Source organism: Oceanobacillus sp. FSL K6-2867 (assembly GCF_037963145.1).
In the GTDB taxonomy this organism is placed as follows: domain Bacteria; phylum Bacillota; class Bacilli; order Bacillales; family Amphibacillaceae; genus Oceanobacillus.
Map to the genome: position 1 here is coordinate 123,805 of NZ_CP150144.1, position 18,757 is coordinate 142,561.

General features: G+C 38.5%; 21 protein-coding genes and 1 other annotated feature. Of the genes, 2 read left to right on the forward strand and 19 right to left on the reverse strand.

Annotated elements, in window-relative coordinates; all coding sequences use genetic code 11:
- Positions 1-100: 100 nt before the first annotated feature.
- The 19 genes from NSQ77_RS00610 to NSQ77_RS00700 form a co-directional block, all read right to left on the reverse strand.
- A complete protein-coding gene (locus tag NSQ77_RS00610; protein WP_339228268.1) occupies positions 101-661 on the reverse strand; it encodes a YhcN/YlaJ family sporulation lipoprotein in 561 nt (186 codons plus the stop codon).
- Between the two features lie 68 nt (positions 662-729).
- On the reverse strand, positions 730-1,470 hold the full coding sequence (nadE, locus tag NSQ77_RS00615; RefSeq protein ID WP_339228269.1) for an NAD(+) synthase: 741 nt from the start codon (positions 1,468-1,470) through the stop codon (positions 730-732).
- Between the two features lie 174 nt (positions 1,471-1,644).
- Positions 1,645-2,619, reverse strand: a complete 975-nt coding sequence (safA, locus tag NSQ77_RS00620) for a SafA/ExsA family spore coat assembly protein (protein ID WP_339228270.1) — start codon at positions 2,617-2,619, stop codon at positions 1,645-1,647.
- 681 nt (positions 2,620-3,300) lie between these two features.
- The gene (gene pheA / locus NSQ77_RS00625; protein WP_339228271.1) at positions 3,301-4,152 is read right to left on the reverse strand and encodes a prephenate dehydratase; all 852 of its coding nucleotides are present in this window, start codon (positions 4,150-4,152) and stop codon (positions 3,301-3,303) included.
- A 31-nt stretch (positions 4,153-4,183) separates the two neighbouring features.
- Positions 4,184-5,464: a GTPase ObgE gene (gene obgE / locus NSQ77_RS00630; protein WP_339228272.1), complete on the reverse strand. Its 1,281-nt coding sequence runs from the start codon at positions 5,462-5,464 to the stop codon at positions 4,184-4,186.
- 17 nt (positions 5,465-5,481) lie between these two features.
- Positions 5,482-6,018, reverse strand: coding sequence for a Spo0B domain-containing protein (locus NSQ77_RS00635; RefSeq protein ID WP_339228273.1), 537 nt, complete (start codon positions 6,016-6,018; stop codon positions 5,482-5,484).
- Between the two features lie 486 nt (positions 6,019-6,504).
- Positions 6,505-6,795, reverse strand: a complete 291-nt coding sequence (gene rpmA, locus NSQ77_RS00640) for a 50S ribosomal protein L27 (protein WP_339228274.1) — start codon at positions 6,793-6,795, stop codon at positions 6,505-6,507.
- 13 nt (positions 6,796-6,808) lie between these two features.
- Entirely contained in the window at positions 6,809-7,138 is a 330-nt protein-coding gene (locus NSQ77_RS00645; protein WP_339228275.1) for a ribosomal-processing cysteine protease Prp, read from the reverse strand.
- A gap of 18 nt (positions 7,139-7,156) precedes the next feature.
- Positions 7,157-7,465: a 50S ribosomal protein L21 gene (gene rplU / locus NSQ77_RS00650; RefSeq protein WP_339228276.1), complete on the reverse strand. Its 309-nt coding sequence runs from the start codon at positions 7,463-7,465 to the stop codon at positions 7,157-7,159.
- A gap of 13 nt (positions 7,466-7,478) precedes the next feature.
- Positions 7,479-7,549, reverse strand: a sequence feature (ribosomal protein L21 leader region).
- A gap of 181 nt (positions 7,550-7,730) precedes the next feature.
- On the reverse strand, positions 7,731-8,591 hold the full coding sequence (locus tag NSQ77_RS00655) for a site-2 protease family protein (protein WP_339228277.1): 861 nt from the start codon (positions 8,589-8,591) through the stop codon (positions 7,731-7,733).
- Positions 8,578-9,351, reverse strand: coding sequence for a M23 family metallopeptidase (locus NSQ77_RS00660; protein WP_339228278.1), 774 nt, complete (start codon positions 9,349-9,351; stop codon positions 8,578-8,580). The genes NSQ77_RS00655 and NSQ77_RS00660 overlap by 14 nt, the downstream gene beginning before the upstream one ends.
- A gap of 164 nt (positions 9,352-9,515) precedes the next feature.
- Positions 9,516-10,316: a septum site-determining protein MinD gene (minD, locus tag NSQ77_RS00665; RefSeq protein ID WP_339228279.1), complete on the reverse strand. Its 801-nt coding sequence runs from the start codon at positions 10,314-10,316 to the stop codon at positions 9,516-9,518.
- Entirely contained in the window at positions 10,309-10,995 is a 687-nt protein-coding gene (gene minC, locus NSQ77_RS00670; protein WP_339228280.1) for a septum site-determining protein MinC, read from the reverse strand. The genes minD and minC overlap by 8 nt, the downstream gene beginning before the upstream one ends.
- Positions 10,996-11,064: 69 nt before the next feature.
- A complete protein-coding gene (gene mreD, locus NSQ77_RS00675) occupies positions 11,065-11,604 on the reverse strand; it encodes a rod shape-determining protein MreD (protein WP_339230910.1) in 540 nt (179 codons plus the stop codon).
- Positions 11,604-12,485, reverse strand: coding sequence for a rod shape-determining protein MreC (mreC, locus tag NSQ77_RS00680; RefSeq protein WP_339228281.1), 882 nt, complete (start codon positions 12,483-12,485; stop codon positions 11,604-11,606). The genes mreD and mreC overlap by 1 nt, the downstream gene beginning before the upstream one ends.
- 16 nt (positions 12,486-12,501) lie before the next feature.
- The gene (locus NSQ77_RS00685) at positions 12,502-13,539 is read right to left on the reverse strand and encodes a rod shape-determining protein (RefSeq protein ID WP_339228282.1); all 1,038 of its coding nucleotides are present in this window, start codon (positions 13,537-13,539) and stop codon (positions 12,502-12,504) included.
- A 225-nt stretch (positions 13,540-13,764) separates the two neighbouring features.
- Positions 13,765-14,436, reverse strand: coding sequence for a DNA repair protein RadC (gene radC / locus NSQ77_RS00690; RefSeq protein ID WP_339230911.1), 672 nt, complete (start codon positions 14,434-14,436; stop codon positions 13,765-13,767).
- 246 nt (positions 14,437-14,682) lie between these two features.
- The gene (locus NSQ77_RS00695) at positions 14,683-15,549 is read right to left on the reverse strand and encodes an SPOR domain-containing protein (RefSeq protein ID WP_339228283.1); all 867 of its coding nucleotides are present in this window, start codon (positions 15,547-15,549) and stop codon (positions 14,683-14,685) included.
- A 126-nt stretch (positions 15,550-15,675) separates the two neighbouring features.
- Positions 15,676-16,947: a folylpolyglutamate synthase/dihydrofolate synthase family protein gene (locus NSQ77_RS00700; RefSeq protein ID WP_339228284.1), complete on the reverse strand. Its 1,272-nt coding sequence runs from the start codon at positions 16,945-16,947 to the stop codon at positions 15,676-15,678.
- A gap of 55 nt (positions 16,948-17,002) precedes the next feature.
- On the opposite strand from NSQ77_RS00700, the gene NSQ77_RS00705 reads away from it, so the two are divergent.
- Positions 17,003-17,893 (forward strand): RimK family alpha-L-glutamate ligase, encoded by an 891-nt coding sequence (locus tag NSQ77_RS00705; protein ID WP_339228285.1) that lies wholly within the window; start codon positions 17,003-17,005, stop codon positions 17,891-17,893.
- Entirely contained in the window at positions 17,890-18,741 is an 852-nt protein-coding gene (locus tag NSQ77_RS00710; protein ID WP_339228286.1) for an ATP-grasp domain-containing protein, read from the forward strand. Before NSQ77_RS00705 ends, NSQ77_RS00710 begins: the two co-directional genes overlap by 4 nt.
- The last annotated feature ends 16 nt before the right edge of the window (positions 18,742-18,757 follow it).

Below are 18,757 nucleotides of genomic sequence, written 5' to 3' on the forward strand. Positions count from 1 at the left end.
TCCTCTCTAGAAATTCTTTTCTTACTATATCAAAAAAAGCTGTGCAGGAAAAGAATAAACCATATGGAGGTTGTAGATACAAAATACTTAAAGTGTATCTTTATTCGTCTTTTAATTGAAATAATTCTTTGATAAACGCTTCTAAATCATCACCATTGTTTTTCGCCTGCAGCCTTGCATCTAGGTTTTTCATACGGTCCCATTCAATATCATCGGTATATACAATTATTTGCTTATCCGTATTTGGCACAATTTTTCTAACCTCTTCTTTGATATTATGTGAAATATCATGGTTAAAGTGCTCACGTAGAATGACGGAAACAACAATGCGGTCTTCAGTGGAAGCTGCTTGTGCTTGAATAATATCCTTTTGTTTGCTCAGCTCTTCTGTTATACGAGCTGACTCTTCATTTGTAAAGGAATCCGAGTAATGCGCAAAGTCAGACTTGTTAGCTGCTTCTTGCTTACTTTGTGGATATCCGCCTCGCTCGCCAATAGATGGCTGTCTGGACTTATACCTATTATTTTCGTCCGTCTCAGGTTCAAAATGAATAGGCTGTACCATGTCACTCTTTTGTTCCTCAGATGTCTCTTGCCCTGCATTACAGCCTGTAAGAAGTACAACTAAAAAAATCAGGCACATTCCTTTTCTTTTATACATAAACATAGACCTCCCTTACAAATAGTTTGTATAACGGAGGCCTAATTACACAGTTAAATTAAGGAAAACTATATTCGATTATACTTCGGTAAACTTGTACGTTTGTGGGCACTTCGCTGATGCATTCTTTCAATTATTTCCTTATCTGCACTAGCAATATTTTCACCTTTCAAATAGGCGTCAATTACATCATATGAGACACCCATTTCTTTCTCATCTGTCTGGTCTTCCCATAAATCCGCACTTGGTTTTTTTGCAACCACTTGTTCCGGAACGCCAAGCAGTGTTGCCATTTCTCTGACTTCTGCTTTTGTAAATTCAACAATCGGCAGAATATCTACACCGCCATCGCCATATTTCGTAAAGTATCCAGTATACCATTCTGAAGCATTATCAGTACCTACTACTAAATAATTGTAGTTCGTAGCAATTGTATATAATGTACTCATACGCAGTCTTGCTCTTAGATTTGCACCTGCAAGCTGATCATTCGCCGCATTGAACTGCTCCTTTTCATTTAGACGATCCCGAATCTGCTTATACATGACTTGATGGGTATCTGTTAGATCAATTGTCAGTGAATCGATGGAAGCTTTTTCAATAACATCTCTTGCATCATAAAGATTGGAATCCGATGTTTGTATTGGCATCATTACACCGAGAGAGTTATCTGGACAAGCGCGCTTAATTAAATTCGCAACTACAGCCGAATCAAGCCCACCACTTACTCCTACAAGTAATCCATTCACATGAGCCTGTTTAACCTGCTCTTGTAACCACTCTACAATTTTGTTTATTTCATTTTCCATGCTAATCTCTCCTTGTAAATAGCCCGTTTATCCTTTATTCTATCATTAATTTTTCATTTTTCAATTTCGAAAGCCTGCCTTATCAATGAAGCCAAATTTATAATTTGAAATACAGCTTGCAAAAAAAGCAAAATAAAAGAGACGAACTTCATTCGCCTCGTTAGAAAAATATGATTACTCATTATCGTGCTTATTCGTTGGATTAAATTGTGGGAACATAGGTGGTTTCGGGTAAGTACTACCGTCTGTCTGTAGTCTTTCGAACTGTGGTGGATACATTTGACCAGTTGACAGTGGCTGCGGTTGTATAGCCTTTAATTGCTGAGTTTCAGGAACCTCTGCTGTACTTGCTGGATAGTAATCCACCAACTCCCTTGATCCACACCCACAATCTGCCATATGGTGGCCCCCATGTTGCCCATGATATGGTGGCATAAATTGAGGTGCCATAAATCCTTCATGAGGATGTACACCATGATGATGACAAGGTGATGGCGGGCATGGTGGTGGGCATGGTGGCGGACAATGATGAATATAAATTGGAATCATCGGAGGACAACATTGTTGAACTGGATGATGATACATTGGTGCCGGATAATGCATTGGCTCCATCATCGGCAGATGTGTCGGCTCCATGACTGGTTTCTGTTCAGGGATTGGTTGCTTTACCTCTTTTTTAACCTCTTTTTTAACTTCCTTTTTAGGCGGTTTTACTTCTTGTTTTGGTTTCACTTGCTGTTTTGGTTTTGTTTCCGGTGCTTTCATTTGATAAGGCATTTGTTGAAAGTTTATTGTTGTGTATTGATTTATATCCTGTTCCATAATTGGCATTTGTGGAAGTGATGGAACAGGCATTTGAGGCTTGACAGCTTGATGCAACTTAGAGTCATCTTCAGTAATAACTGGCATCGGCTTGGGAGAAGTGTCGACATATGGCTTTTTCACTTCTTCCTTTTTGACTTCTTTCCCTGCCACTTTTTCTTTTTTTACCGCCTTGGCATCGCCGGGGATCTTTATTTTCATTCCTGGCATAATCATATCTGGACTCGATAATTGTGAGTTCACTGCTTTTAACTCTTCAAAATCAACGCCATACTTTTTGGAGAGTTCCCACAAAGTGTCTCCTTTTTGTACAATGTGTATTTTCAAAACGAACCATACTCCTTTCATTGCTTTAGAATCTGGGCTAATTACTCTATATCAGCATATGCACTAGCTGAACAAAAGTTGCCCCTGAATTATGACTGTCTTTTTTGCAATAAATCATTTTTTATAACATTAGGTTTCTTCATATAAAATGGTTTGCTGCCGGACAATAACTGCCACGGACACGTTGCTACCTAAACAGATAGCCGTAAAAAATCACATTGCGCAAAATAGAAACCGTTTTCTGAAATCAAAACCAGCAAAGCTGTTGATCTTTATTGAGGAGGATGAGTTACAGAACGATACGAAATTTATTCTATTTAGTAGCTCATAAGGGTGAAAAGCTACCAAACGTTAAGAGTTCAATTTCATACAGTAAACTATAAAGGCGATGAAATACAGAACAGCTTCACGTTCAATCTCATTCGGTAACTTAAAAAAGGTTTTAATGGCATAAAAACAGAGAAGGCACAGCATTTTTGCACGATTCCCAGAAGATAGGAAAGTACTCTATGATAAACCTGGTATGTCTTCAATGGTAAGCGTTTGAAATTGAGATGAAATATATTATAGTAGGCAAAATTAAAAATGAGTTCGATAAGATCGAACTCATTTTTGAGCAAACAGCTGCTGAAATAACCGTGCCTGATTGTCAAGGGGCACTTTATTTTGTCCTGAAATTTTCTAAATGTTCATATGGTAAACTGGATATGTACCAAGAATAGTTACTTCACAGCCTAATGCTTCCAGCTCTGCCTTCACACCTGGGAAGAGTACATTATCGTACGGCTGGTCAACATCAATAATAAAAAAATAATTACCAAGTCCTGTTTTTGTTGGACGTGATTCGATTTTTGATAAATTCATTTTACGCCAAGAAAAAGCAGATAGTATTTGATGTAATGCTCCTGGCTTATCGCTTGGTAATCCAATTAATAAGCTTGTTCGCTCCAAGTGGGCTTCATGCTTTATTTGCACCAAATCTCTGTCCTTTGTAAGCACTAAAAAACGCGTATGATTATTTGGATAATCATGTATGTTCGCCTTAAATATCTGTAAACCATATTCACTAGCTGCAAGCTTATTCCCTATTGCAGCAATCGGTTCGTTACGCTCGCTTGCAATCTCAGCAGCTCTTCCTGTTGAAGTTGAAAAAACAGTGCTGGCATGTGACAAATTTTGGTGTAAAAATTGATGACACTGTGCTATCGCATGACTATGTGAATGCACTTCTTGAATATCGGAAAGATTTCCATTAAAATCTTTTCGCACTAACAAATGCTGCTGAATTGGTACAACAATTTCAGAAACTATTGGCAGCCTTACCTGGTGAATTAAATAATCAACTGTAATCTGCACCGTCCCTTCAATCGCATTTTCCAGGGGAACGACACCAATATCTATGGTTCCGTTATCCACAGCATCAATACATTCCGGTATCGTTTGAAAGCTTTGCTTCAATTCATCCCCGAACGCAGTATCAACTGCTAATTTTGTAAATGTCCCTTTCGGTCCTAAATAGCCTATTTTCGTCAAAACTGTTCCTCCCCTAAAAGCACAATAGCTGTTATTCAATGAATTCAAATTCAAAATCTAATAAGCGAATCGTATCGCCATCTTTTGCGCCTCTTTCTCTTAGAGCTGCATCCACGCCCATACCTCTTAATTGCCGCGCAAAACGTTGTGTAGCTTCATCTCGCTGAAAATCTGTCATTTTAAATAGCTTCTCAATTTTATTTCCATAAAGTACAAAAGCACCATCTGGATCTCTCGTTATATGGAACGGCTCTTCTTCTTTCTGGTAACGATATATAACTGTTTCATCCGTATCATCTATTTCTGTCTTATTCTTAGGCGTTTTTTCCAAAAGATCTGCGATTGCAAATAGGATGTCCCTTAGACCATCTCTTGTTAAAGCCGAAATTTCATAAATAGGTAAGCTTTTATTAAGTTGCTCTTTAAATTTCTCTAAATTTTCCTTTGCTCCCGGCATGTCCATTTTATTAGCTGCAATAAGCTGTGGACGGCTGGATAATTTTGAATCATATGCTTCTAATTCTTGATTAATCTTCAAATAGTCGTCATATGGATCTCTGCCTTCAATGCTAGCCATATCAATAACATGAACAATAACTCGAGTTCTTTCCACATGCCTCAGGAACTGATGTCCTAGACCGACTCCAGCCGACGCACCTTCAATCAATCCTGGAAGGTCAGCCAAAACAAAGCTTCGCCCATCACCAGTATCAACAACACCTAGGTTCGGTGACAGTGTTGTGAAATGATAATCTGCAATTTTCGGTTTCGCAGCACTTACTACAGATAAAAATGTAGACTTCCCTACACTTGGAAATCCTACAAGTCCGACATCCGCAATTAGCTTTAGCTCCACTTTAATATTTCTTTCCTGTCCTGGCTCACCATTCTCAGCCATATCTGGTGCTGGATTTCTCGGTGTTGCAAAACGCGTATTGCCGCGTCCGCCTCTTCCCCCTCGAACGATAACTGCTTGTTGGTTGTGCACCGTTAAGTCAGCAATTACTTCCTCTGTATCTTCATCAATAACTGTCGTGCCTGGGGGAACAGACAGAATCAACGGTTCAGCATTTTTACCATGCTGCGTTTTACTCATCCCGTTTTCTCCGCGCTTCCCTTTAAAGTGACGATTATAACGAAAGTCCATTAACGTGTTAAGTCCTTCATCCACTTTAAAAATAATATCTGCACCGTCTCCACCATCTCCACCTGCTGGTCCGCCCATTGGTACATACTTCTCTCGGCGATAAGCTACTAGTCCGTTACCACCATCTCCGGCTTTTACATACACACTGACCTGATCTACAAACATTGTGATTCACCTCATTATTACTGCGAAACAATTAAACCAAAGCTTACTCCATTCATTGTTTTAGCTATCACTATTTCCGCAGCTTCATCTTTTTGCATTTTCTTGATGTCATCCATTAATTGCTCTGCTTCATCCATTTCACAAATGATTGAAAGCATCATTTCTATGCGTGTATCCGATCTTTCTTCTGCAACCAGCTTTACTTCGTATAGCAATTCTGGATTAAGAATTTCCACGCATCGTTCCATAAAATCATGAAACTGACTTACTAGCAACGAATCCGAAGCATGCAGGTTTTTATACTCCGGATGAATTGTATACGTCAGCCGAAAATTATTATAACGCATATTGAATTGGATAATCCACAGCATAAAATCCGGCGCATTCAAATTCATTAGTTTCCGTTCCTCATTATAATACTCTACAATCTCACTAAGTTTTTTCTCAGCTTTTTCTATATTTCTCATCCCAACATATCCTTGAACAATTTGCAAATGATTCATTAATTCATGCCGATAATGCTGTAAGATTTGTACAACCTGCTCCCCCATCATGCTCTCCCCCCCATTATTATGAAAGTATAGCAGAAATAAACAAAAAGCGGAAGCAAGCCAATGAAGCTTCCGAGCATTTCTTTTTTACTTCCTTCAATTGTAACCTGTGGTCACAATTGAAGGAAACTACAAATTAATGATTATTTGCTTAATCGGAGCAACGATCACCGTCCGGGAACGCTCCGGGCGGATGTTTTCCGTGGGCACGGCATCGTGACAACACGCAGCGGCAGCACAAGGGGGCTCAGTAGCCCCCTAAGGTGCGCGAAGTATATTTCAGGAACGTGTATACGCAAAACATTACGGGTTAGTTCGAAGTCTATATTTTTTATGTATAATTAATTCTTTTCAGCAAGAAGATTAAACGAAGTTCAAATTTTTTTAGTATGTTTCACCAATTTAGCATTGATGGAGTGAGAGTATAAGATATTATCGATAAACTAAAAACTCCAGTCAAAATGATTGACTGGAGTTTCTTGAAATTCATTAAGCTTCTTGTGCTACTGGATAAACACTTACTTTTTTGCGGTCTCTACCATAGCGTTCAAATTTAACAACACCATCGATTTTAGCAAAAAGTGTATCGTCACCACCACGGCCAACGTTTTCACCTGGGTAAATTTTCGTACCGCGTTGACGGTATAAAATTGAACCACCAGTTACAAACTGACCATCTGCACGTTTTGCACCAAGGCGTTTAGATTCAGAATCACGACCGTTCTTCGTACTACCTGCACCTTTTTTCGTTGCGAAAAATTGTAAATCTAGACGGATCATGGACTGCACCCCCTTACTTGTTCTCAATTTTTATAAATTGACTATATTCAAGTTCAATCGATTTCAGTGAAATAAGCATTCCCTCGAATAAGAGCTGAACTTTCCCCATTTGTTCATAAGGAAGTCTTTTCGGTAACGTTACATGTAAGTAACCACCTTCTGCTCCTTGTTCAATTTCCAGATTTGTATCACATAATTCCATTACTGCATTAACTGTACCAATTGATACAGCAGATACACCTGCACATACAAGATCGTAGCCATATGGACCACTCTCAGCATGACCAGATAATTCAAAAGCAGTAATTTGCTTGTCTGTTCGGAAAACAGTAACTTGAATCATATTAAAAAACCCTTATGTTTATGCATTGATTTTTTCAATTACTAGTTTCGTATAAGGTTGACGATGACCTTGTTTACGATGATAGTTTTTTCTGCGTTTGTATTTATAAACAATAACCTTTTTTTGACGGCCTTGTTTTTCAACTTTAGCAGTAACTGTTGCACCTTCAACGTAAGGAGCTCCAACTTTAACATCATCTCCGCCAACGAAAAGAACTTTATCGAAAGTAATAGAATCATTCGCTTCAGCAGAAACTTTTTCTACATAGATTTCTTGTCCTTCGACAACTTTAACTTGTTTACCACCTGTTTCAATAATTGCGTACATACTTGCACCTCCTTAATAGTCTCAGACTCGCCATACAGGTACTTCAAAAAGTTTAAAACCTGTTCTGTGCGGTTGTAGCACGGGTGCTACGATAATTAACGTATTGATGTTATCATGTATCGTCACTGTTTGTCAAGAACCTGCCTATAAATTATATACATTTTTAGCATTGTGGATGTTCTTGCTGCAATTGACTCTACAATAATAACATTTTACAGTACAAAAAGACTCTTTGCAAATCATCGAGTCTTTTTGTTCAGACCTGCTATTTATATAAAAATGCATCTCCGACAGACTGATTATATTCCCGTTCATAAAAATAGCTTTGCAAACAGTCTGCTTCATCAACGGATTTTCGATTATTTTCAGCATATACGATATAAATCGGATGCTTCTTTTCCCTTCTGAAACGGGAAAATAAGTCGAGAAAAGAGCTGTCGGGTGCTACGGTAAGAGGGACAACCCCTTTTATTGCTGCATCGCCCTCATATCGCCTTAATAAAAAGCGCATAAAAACATACGAACGCTGTTTCCAGTCATTTCTATTCTCCATAAAAAGAAATGCCCAAATAAAAAACGAACTTAACGTAAATGGGAAAAATAAAAGTTGAAGTACAAGTATCAATGTGATGAAAACCATCGAAAATATAAGTGTGAATTGATACGCTTTTTTGTACGGAAAAAAATAAGAAACAACCAATAAAAGCAATTTCCCCCCATCCAATGGCCATACTGGTATTAGGTTAAATAGAAGAAAGATCGTATTGTAATACAATATCAGTTCCAGGATTGATGCTGGGATGAGCTGAAACGCCTCCATAAGAAAGCAAAGATAATAGACGACAAGATGTTGATAGGGACCGGCTAGTGTGACAAATGCCTCTTCCTTCATCGATTTATTCCCATGCTCCTCAGTGTCCATCACCCCTCCGAATACCCAAAGTACAATATACCTGATTCGCCACTTCATCATCCTTGCTGCAATGTAGTGACCAAGTTCATGAAATAATACTAATGCAAAGATAATCAATAATTCCAGAAATGTACCTGTCAAAAACGAGATAATTATAAAGATAAATAAAATCGGATGGATATGAATTTTCGGGATATAGTTAAGGAAGCTCATCAACCTGTATCACCTGAACTGGATCGACATAATCATTATTTTTTTCAATGGAGAAAAATACTGTCTCATTGTCAGCTTCTGGTGTAAAACTTCCGATTTGTTGATTACCCGCAATAAATTGATACAGATGGACATCAATAGAACTGAGGTTTCCATAATTGGTCACGGTTCCATCCGCATGCTGTACAGTTACCGTTTTATTTGTTTCTTTGTCATTCCCAGCAAAAATAACAACACCTTCCTGAATAGAAGTGACATTGGCAGTTTCTTTCGGCGTAATCATAATTCCTGTTCCATTTGTTTGAAATGTTTCGGTTATATTTCCATTAACCGGAAGTGCCATTGCTTGGTCTTCGTTGGTTTCCAAGACGGGTTCTGGTTCCGGTGAAAGAGACAACGGCCTACCAAACGTCTCTTTATACCAGACATTTACCTTTGCAAACGGAAATTCATTTTTCATTACTTGGCTCGTCCATTCTCTCGGTTTCTGCAATAATGTTGTATCGGCTTGCCATAATAAAGCTGTCCCAAAGAAAAGCATAGCTGACAAAATTCCTTTCAATGCAATACTTGTTACTGCACGATTATTACGGCTGGATACTTCTTCATGATTTGTAAATACGGAATAATAACCATGCTTTTCTTCCTCTCCTGGAATGGATGGAAGCATTTGCTTTGTTGTCTCTCCTCCAGAAGGAAGACCCCGCATTTTTTTTCGCTGCTCAATCGCCTTGCGAACCTTTTTGATATCATTGTCCATTTTCCTCACATTCCTTCAAATTCATTTGTACAAGTATATGTGTGCAAGGTATGTAGTATGAACAAAAAAGCTGGAATGAAAATTAATGATTTTCATTCCAGCCTTTAATTTATAATTAGCCATATTAAGTATTGTATCCTTCTTACTTTATGTTGGCCTATTCGTTATGCACGGAGGCCGAGGAATTTCTTAAAACGCTGAAATACACCTTTTTCATCCTCCAGTGATTGTAAAGGTACAGTCTCTCCAAGAATCCTTCTAGCAATATTGCGATAGGCAATAGATGCTTTTGAGTTAGGGTTCATTGCAATTGGTTCCCCCTTATTTGATGCTTTTATCACTTCATCATCATCAATCACGACACCAATCAAGTCAATAGACAACAATTGAACGATATCTTCAATATCAATCATATCTCCGTTTTTCATCATATGATTTCGAATTCGATTAATAATTAAACGCGGTGTTTCACTCATTTCCTCTTTTTCTAGTAATCCAACGATTCTGTCTGCATCACGAACACTAGATTTCTCAGGAGTTGTTACAACAATTGCTCGATCTGCGCCTGATATAGCATTTTGAAATCCTTGCTCAATTCCGGCAGGGCAATCGATAATAATATAATCATATTCCTGCTTCAATTCGGAAACGATTTCTTTCATTCCGTCTGTTGTTACAGCTGTTTTATCACTAGTTTGCGCAGCAGGCAATAATGATAGATAATCAAATCGCTTGTCCTTAATCAAGGCTTGCTTAAGCTTACAACGCCCTTCAATCACGTCGACAATATCATAAATAATTCGGTTTTCAAGTCCCATAATTACATCTAAGTTCCTTAAACCAATATCTGTATCAATTAAACAAACTTTTTTTTCCATTAATGCCAAAGCGGTTCCGATATTAGCTGATGTCGTTGTCTTACCGACACCACCCTTCCCAGATGTAATAACGATTGCCTCACCCATTATTTATTCTCCTTTCAAATCCGCTTATTTCCTTACGCTTACGAGAAAGAACCTTTAACGAATCGATGATGATCTTATCTTGTTCTTCATCGATAATCCCACATTCCATGTAAACACCATCCGATTCATAATCAGGGGCTCGACTTATATAATCAGCAATTCGAAGTTGTGTCGGCTTCATATAAGAGGCCGTTATGAAAGCGTTGCGGTCACCAGTTGCACCAGCATGAGCAACTCCAAATAAATTGCCCATAATGTATATATTACCCGTAGAAACTACTTTTCCACCTGGATTGACATCTCCAATTAACAGGAGGTCTCCCTCAACTTCCAACACTTGACCAGATCTCACAATTCGATTAATAGCTTTTATTTCGCTTTCTTCTCGCCATTTTAAAGCATCTTCTCTACTTATTAAATCGGATTCAATAGCAGTAATTTGAAAGCGATTTTGAACACTTATAATGTTTCGCAATGCTTTCTCCTGCTCTTCATTTAAAAGACGATTACCCAATTTAACTTTTACCGTTACAATTGGTTCATCTTCTTTTGGTTTGCTTGCCATAATTTTTTCATCAAGTTCTTTTATAACATCATGGAAGGATGCTGATTCATCAATAAATAAACTCAATCCTTCCCTGGTACCTTTAATTAATATTATTTGCTTCTTGTCAAGCACTGCAAGTTCACCTCATTACAAAATAGCCTGCGGTAAATTTATAGTAACCACACAAGTGAATACTTTCGCTCACAGTGAGTTACTTCCAGTTAACTGTTCCCTTCCCCATCTAGCAAGACGTTTTGCTACGAAAGGATATATAATCAATAAAAATACTAAATTGGAAACGACTGTTGGCAGAAGACGCCCTGTTAAATAGGACTCCCAGACCATATCTGTTAATCCTACAACCATGTATATAAAATAAATGGAAAGGTCCACTAATAAAAACCCAACGGCTCCCAATAACAATAAAACATAGAAATTCCCCTGGAGAATTTTCTTTAAGCCATGAATGATATAAATGATCAATGCATACATAAACATGTAAACACCTAAAACTCCTGTATATACAATATCAATTAATAACCCAAAAAGTAATGCATAGACGACCGAATGATACGTATTATCATTGTCATAGAAAATCGTCATATATATTAGAAATGCAAAAACCCAGTGCGGGACCATTAGCATATCACTCATTACAAAATCAGATGGCAGGAGTTCCAGTGCAACACCTTCCAAGATGGTTAACAGAAAAAGAATGAGAGGAAAATATAGACGTTTCATCACTCATCTTCCTCCTCATCACTGCTTTCCTCTTGTGACTCCATAGCACGGTCTACGACGATGACATGACTTAAATCGTATAGATCAGCTGCTGGTTCAACCATCGCGATACGAGTTAATCCATATTGATCAGATACAACTTCCTTGACTTTACCAATTGGAAGACCAGCAGGAAACTCTCCGCCTAACTCAGAAGAAACGACAAGCTCACCTTCTTTTAAATTCTTGTCTGATTCTTCAATGATTCGGAACAGCAATGAATTTGTTTCATCTTCAAATCCTTCAATCATACCGAAGATATTTTTCCCCCCGTCTTCTCTGGAAATCTCAGCAGAGATTCGGTTAAATTGATCAAATCCAGTAAGCAGTTGCACCGTTGAAGTAAATTCGGAAGCACTTTGAACTTTCCCAACCATGCCCTCTGCAGTGATAACAACCATATTATTGTCTACACCGTCCTGTTTCCCTTTATTGATCGTCACCTGCTCAACCCAGCGCTCTGGTGACCTGGCTATAACAGTAGCTTTTATTGGATTATAATCACGAGCCGATTCCTCGATTTCTAACAGTGCCATCAGCTCTTCATTTTCCTTTTTTATTTCTTGAACTTCATAAGTCAATGTTTGATATTGCGATAGCTGTTCTTTTAATAACTGATTTTCTTCATATGTGTTTTTAAAATCGTTAATATTTGAAACAATATCGGTAACGAACCTGACCGGGGTATGAATCACTTGCTGCGTCCAACCAACTGCATCATTAATGAATTTTACGGGAGTACTTAAATTTTCCCGGTTATTCAGTGAATAGCCAATTAAAGCTACTAAAACTATAAAACCAATTAATAGAATAAAAAGTCGTTTATTACGAAAAAATTGCACCTAAGACACCTACTTATTAATTTAAAGGACGAGAAGATACGCTCGGGCTAGAACGGAATTGTTGAATATAGTCCAATGATTTGCCCGTACCGATTGCCACACTTTCCAAGGGATTTTCGGTAACAAAAACAGGAATCTTCGTCTCATCACTTATTACTTGATCTAAATTTTTGAGTAATGCTCCTCCACCTGATAGAACAATGCCGCGGTCCATTACATCAGCAGCAAGTTCAGGCGGAGTTCTTTCCAATGTAACTTTTACTGCATCCACAATAGCGTCCACGGTATCATCCAGAGCAAGCGAAATTTCTTCCGCTGTTACCGTAACGGTTTTTGGCAAGCCTGTCAATAAATCCCGCCCACGAATATCCATTTCTTCATTTGATTCTGATTCCCGAGCAGCGCCTATATCCATTTTGAGTGATTCTGCAGAGCGTTCTCCAATTAACAAGCTATATTTTTTACGTATATGGCTAATAATGGATTCATCCATGTTATCACCTGCAACTCGAATCGATTGACTCGTTACAATTCCACCAAGCGAGATGACCGCAACTTCCGCTGTGCCTCCCCCAATATCAACGATCATACTGCCCGTAGGCTCCCATACAGGCAATCCTGCTCCGATCGCCGCAGCAAACGGTTCTGAGATTGGGAAAGCATCACGTGCTCCCGCCTGTTTTGTTGCATCAATAACAGCACGTTCCTCAACCATCGTAATACCTGAAGGAACGCAAATCATCACACTCGGCTTTTTGGCAAACAAGGAACGGTTTTTCATCGCCTTTTTTATATAATATTTCATCATCGCAGCTGTCGTATCGTAATCTGCAATGACACCATCCTTCATCGGGCGTATAACAGAAATATTGCCAGGCGTTCTTCCAATCATGTTCTTCGCGGCACTGCCTACTGCTTCTATCTGGCCAGTTTCAGTATTTCGGGCAACAACTGACGGCTCACGCACAACAATGCCTTTTCCTTTTACATAAACTAATGTATTGGCAGTACCTAAATCGATTCCAAAGTCCTGTGAAAAACTAAAAATACCCAATAAAATCTCCCTCTCCGAATCACCTTTCGCTCTCAGCATATGTAGTCTAACTATTCCGATTCATTTTATCTGTTGTAACCACCATCATGAAATACGTTCAAAAGCTTGTACCTTGTCCACATCTCGTAATTATAAGAAGCGCCACTTTCATTAAAAAGCTTGAAAAATGGCGCTGCTAATAAATCCTTCTATAATTATACGAAAAAATCTTCAAAATAGATAGTGTTATAAGTAGCCTTTTTCTTTTAAAGATACAAATTTTCGATCTCCAATAATTAAATGATCCAGGAGATCGATGCCAATCATTTTTCCTGATTCAACTAATCGCCTTGTAACATGAATGTCTTCTTGAGATGGTTCGGGGTCTCCACTGGGGTGATTATGGGCAACAATGATTGATGCGGCTGATCGTTTAACTGCTTCACGATAGATTTCCCGAGGATGGACAATTGCTGCGTTGAGACTGCCTATGAAAATAGTCTGCCTGTGAATAATTTGATTTTTCGTATTCAGAAATAAAGCAATGAAATGCTCTTGATTTAGGTTTCGCATTTCCTCCATGATATAATCGGCACCGTCCTCTGGCGAGCGTATAACATATTTATCATTCGACTTATATACATGCATACGTCGCCCAAGCTCGATTGCTGACAAAATTAATAGTCCCTTTGCTGTTCCGATGCCTTTAATCGAGGTTAGTTCCTCAATCGTAGCGCCTCTTAGCAGCTTTAATCCTTCAAAATGCATGAGTACACGGTTTGCAATTGACATGACAGACTCATCTTTTGTTCCACTGCCAAGCAGAATAGACAGTAATTCCTGATTGGATAGAGGCTCAGCTCCATGACTTAGCAATCGTTCTCGTGGTCTATCTTCTTTCGGTACATCCTTTATCATAATCTCTTGTAATTTCAACATAGTTCCTCCTTTTCTTTTGATTATGCCTATCATATCCTTTTATAAATTGGCCAACAACTTACAAAAAATTTACTATACAAGGATTAGTAACCTGCATAAATTGATTTTCTCATGAAGAAAATGCCTCTTTGTTAAGGCGAACGATTTAAATAATAAAAAACAGGTAATTCAGCACCCCGCTCAAGTTAATAGAAGCGCCGCTTTTTTACCTGTTTTTTAATGAAATTATTGAATTGTTTTTTCATAATTATACATTAGCTGCAGCAGCTTGGTTGCTTGTTCATCTGACTCGTTAACAGCAGATAAAAGCGGAGTCAACGTTTCGGTGTTCTTGGGGGCAGCTTCGGCAAGTTCGTTCAAAGTCTCTTCAGACAAAGTTTGTTTCTCTGACCAGCTAGCTAATGAGGTGGTCCAAGCATTCTGAAATTCACCAATCCATCCTTTTTCCTCTTCTGTTAGCTTAGCTTCCCCACTGGATGTACTCCATTCCTTTACGTAAATATCAATCGAACCATTTTCCTGCAGATTTTCTGCCATTTGTGCCGCCTGCTCTTTTGTCTCTGCTATTCCAGCTAATAGGAAAAACTGATTATCCTTCTCCCAAACCATTGTTGGTACTCCTTTATCCAGATAGCCCTCAGCCCATTTAACTGCATTTTCTTCTTTTGAAAAAATCCCTGCCTGTAAAACATACGCTTGCAGTGAATCAAGCTGAACAGCAGCAGTTTCCGCAGCACCAGCAGCAGTTTCTGCTACTGTCGCCGGTGTTGCTTGTCCTGTTGGTTCACCTATCACTTGCCCTTCTACATCCACAAATAATCGAAGCAAGAAAAAACCGAGGACTGATCCTATAACAAGTGCAGATATGACTGCAGCAACTAGTGGTTTAAATGACTTAAGCTTTCCAGGTCTCTTTTTACTATATGGTTTCTTTGATTTACTAGACCCGGTTATTACAGGAATTGATTTATCAGAATCTTCGACGGCCGCTGCAGTTTGTTTAGTTGTTGCAGAAGAATGCTTTTTGTCATGCAGTTTATATTTAAGCTGTTCCCCATTTTTTTCTACAAGAATTGCTTTATGCTTTTCCACATCTTCCCCTCCTGTGACCGGTTATGAATAGTTTCTATAACTCTAGCACAGGATTTTTAAAAAGTAAGACGAAAAATGACAATCCATTCAAAAATCGTTCAACATAATCTGGCTTTTTCCTCGGTTTTATTTTGTGGAAAAAATATATTCTCTAACAAGTGAAATAAAATTCAAAGAACCTGAAATAAACCATATACTAGCATCCTTCGCTTTTAATATTTGATTCACTTCCTGTTTCCAATTATTAGCAATGTGCTTTTGGCTTGCAGGGGTTAATCGATATAAGTCCTCAGCCCTGGCAGCACGTGGATGCTGAAAGCTCGTTAGTGTAATTGACCTAAAAGATGTACTCAGCTGTTCAAGCATAGCATCCAACTCTTTATCCTTAAATACAGCGACTAATAATTGCTTCTCATCTTCGGGGTATTGTTCATTTACAGTTTTTACAAACGCATCGACTCCAGCAGGATTATGTGCGCCATCAAGAATAATGAGAGGTTCCTTATTTACAATTTCAAACCGGCCAGCAAGCTGAGTCCGACTAATTGCATCAGCTGTTTTGGTAAAAGAAATCTGATAACCAGCATCAGCAATTTTTTCTAGTGCCATTAAAGCAATTGCTGCATTTTGGAATTGATAGTCTCCATACATCTGCAGATTTGTCTGTAATTTCCTTTCTCTACTAGACCAAACCATGCCTTGAGCTTGTTTGCGACTGTAAGAAAAGTCTTCCCCCAATTGATAGAGAGATGTATATTGTTTCTTTGCTTCCGCTTTAATCACTGCGAACGCATCTGCTTCCAAGTGACCAACAACAACTGGAGCACCCGCTTTAATAATTCCCGCTTTTTGATAAGCAATTTCAGAAATAGAATTCCCAAGAAAAGCTGTATGGTCTTTGGCAACATTTGTTATAATGGATAGGATTGGCTGGAAGCAGTTTGTTGTATCCTCTCTCCCACCCATCCCTGCCTCAATCAGGGTAATATCAACGCGTTCTGAGAAATAAAGAAAAGACAAGGCAGTTATAATCTCAAATTCTGTGGGAGGATTATTTTCCTGATCAAGCTGCATCACATGGGGATACAAATCATTACATAAGTCAATAAACAATGGTTCACTTATTTCCGAATCATTTATCATCGTATAACCGGTTAAGCCGGTTAAGCTTGGAGATGTAAAGACGCCGACAATGTACCCATTAGCCTGCAGAGCATCCTTTATAAATTGGACGGTTGAGCCTTTACCATTTGTGCCTGCAACATGTATGGCTGACACGTTCTTTTCCGGATGATTGAGTAATGCGAGCAGCCGATAAATTCGATCTAAGCCAGGCTTAATACCAAAGGATTTTCGGCTATAGAAAAAGTCTTCAATTTCTTGAAACGTCGTAAACATGATTACACCACTTTCGATAAGAGTACCGTTATTATAGCAGAAAGGATAGAGTGAAATGAAACCGAATGGATGGATTATTTACAATGGAAATCTGCCAGGCAACAAATTTCTTGATTATGCGGAAATGATTCAAACAGCCGCTTTGCACCAGGGCAGTAGCATGGAAATCTATAAAAACAATGACTTACTTAGTCTATTAGCAACAAATAAACTAGATATTGTACAGCTAGAAAAATCGCAGCTTCCAGATTATGTGGTTTTTGCAGATAAGGATATTTATTTGGCAAGACAATTGGAACTTCTTGGAGTACCTGTTTTCAACAGCTCAAAAGCAATTGAGATCAGCGATGATAAAATTGCTTCCTATCAACACTTAGCAACGAAGAATATTCCAATGCCGAAAACAATTATCGCCCCGAAAATCTTTGCAACGGGCAATATCGATTATGAATTAATCGAAAAGGCAGTAGAACAATTAGGTTTGCCGTTAATTATTAAAGAGGCCTTTGGCTCTTTTGGAGAACAGGTCTACTTATTACACAGTCTAGAAGAGATAATTGAAAAAATTAAAGCTATTCAGGGGAAGCCATATTTATATCAGCAATTTATCCCTTCAAGTTATGGAATGGATTTACGATTACAAGTGGTTGGGGATCGGGTTGTTGCAGCAATGGAACGATTAAATACAAACGATTTCCGCGCTAATGTGACATCCGGTGGAACGATGAAGAACTATATACCAACAAATGATGAATCGGCATTAGCCATTGCAGCAGCCAGAGCAATCGGTGCAGATTTTGCTGGAGTTGATTTATTAATTGGTCTGGATGAGACAAGGTTAGTTTGTGAAATTAATTCCAATGCGCACATCCGAAATTTACTGGAATGTACAGAGATTAATGCTGCCGACTACATAATAGAACATGTTTTGGGGGAATTGTCATGAAAACCGGCTGGCTCATCTATAAAATGGAAGATGCAAATCAAAATACCTCCTATATTGACTGGTTCATTGAAGAGGCACAATTGCAGGACTTATCTCTAAAGCTTATTAGACGAGAAGATCTGACGATTGGAATTATACAAAACCAACAGCAGGTCCTGCTTAATAATAGGCCTGTTGAACTTCCTGAATTTGCTATTGTGAGAACAATTGAACCATTATTAAATCTGCATTTAGAGACACTGGGAGTTGCTGTTTTTAACTCTTCTGCTATTGCTAGTATTTGTAATAATAAGGCACTGACACATCATTATATCCAGCAGCTTGGCTTACCAATGGTCGATACAATTTACAGTAAAAAGGTATTGATGTCGGATAGTCCGCCACTCAACTACCCAATTATAGTAAAGGAAGTAAGTGGCAGAGGCGGTAAGCAGGTTTATTTTATAACGAACGAAAAAGATTGGCATACTTGCCAAAATACAATCCAGGGAAATATCATCTTGCAATCAGCAGATGTTCAGCTTGGAAAAGATCTTCGGGTGTTTGTTGTAGGAAAAAAAATTATCGGTGCAGCCTTAAGAGAGAGTTCAACTGATTTTCGTGCAAATTTCACTCTGGGCGGTCATGCCCGGCTTTATACACCCCATGATTCTGAGTTGAAAACGATCTATAAAATTATCGATCACTTTGATTTTGGTATGGTCGGGATTGATTTTTTAATTGGATCTGACGGAGCGCTCTTATTCAATGAAATTGAGGATGTTGTCGGCTCCAGAACGTTAAGTGCTTGCAGTAATGTAAATATTCTTGAGGCATATATTGGGCATATAAAACAGCGCCTTACATAAAAAGCGGAAGTCCCAG

Excerpts from the sequence above, each read along its gene's own strand:
- NSQ77_RS00645 (WP_339228275.1), bottom strand. The coding sequence starts at position 7,138 with ATGATTCAAGTTACTGTTTTCCGAACAGACAAGCAAATTACTGCTTTT.
- obgE (WP_339228272.1), bottom strand. The coding sequence starts at position 5,464 with ATGTTTGTAGATCAGGTCAGTGTGTATGTAAAAGCCGGAGATGGTGGT.
- NSQ77_RS00610 (WP_339228268.1), bottom strand. The coding sequence starts at position 661 with ATGTATAAAAGAAAAGGAATGTGCCTGATTTTTTTAGTTGTACTTCTT.
- rpmA (WP_339228274.1), bottom strand. The coding sequence starts at position 6,795 with ATGATCCGTCTAGATTTACAATTTTTCGCAACGAAAAAAGGTGCAGGT.
- nadE (WP_339228269.1), bottom strand. The coding sequence starts at position 1,470 with ATGGAAAATGAAATAAACAAAATTGTAGAGTGGTTACAAGAGCAGGTT.
- rplU (WP_339228276.1), bottom strand. The coding sequence starts at position 7,465 with ATGTACGCAATTATTGAAACAGGTGGTAAACAAGTTAAAGTTGTCGAA.
- NSQ77_RS00705 (WP_339228285.1), top strand. The coding sequence starts at position 17,003 with ATGAAACCGAATGGATGGATTATTTACAATGGAAATCTGCCAGGCAAC.
- radC (WP_339230911.1), bottom strand. The coding sequence starts at position 14,436 with ATGATAAAGGATGTACCGAAAGAAGATAGACCACGAGAACGATTGCTA.
- minD (WP_339228279.1), bottom strand. The coding sequence starts at position 10,316 with ATGGGTGAGGCAATCGTTATTACATCTGGGAAGGGTGGTGTCGGTAAG.
- NSQ77_RS00710 (WP_339228286.1), top strand. The coding sequence starts at position 17,890 with ATGAAAACCGGCTGGCTCATCTATAAAATGGAAGATGCAAATCAAAAT.
- NSQ77_RS00660 (WP_339228278.1), bottom strand. The coding sequence starts at position 9,351 with ATGGACAATGATATCAAAAAGGTTCGCAAGGCGATTGAGCAGCGAAAA.
- NSQ77_RS00700 (WP_339228284.1), bottom strand. The coding sequence starts at position 16,947 with ATGTTTACGACGTTTCAAGAAATTGAAGACTTTTTCTATAGCCGAAAA.
- mreD (WP_339230910.1), bottom strand. The coding sequence starts at position 11,604 with ATGAAACGTCTATATTTTCCTCTCATTCTTTTTCTGTTAACCATCTTG.
- NSQ77_RS00635 (WP_339228273.1), bottom strand. The coding sequence starts at position 6,018 with ATGATGGGGGAGCAGGTTGTACAAATCTTACAGCATTATCGGCATGAA.
- NSQ77_RS00655 (WP_339228277.1), bottom strand. The coding sequence starts at position 8,591 with ATGAGCTTCCTTAACTATATCCCGAAAATTCATATCCATCCGATTTTA.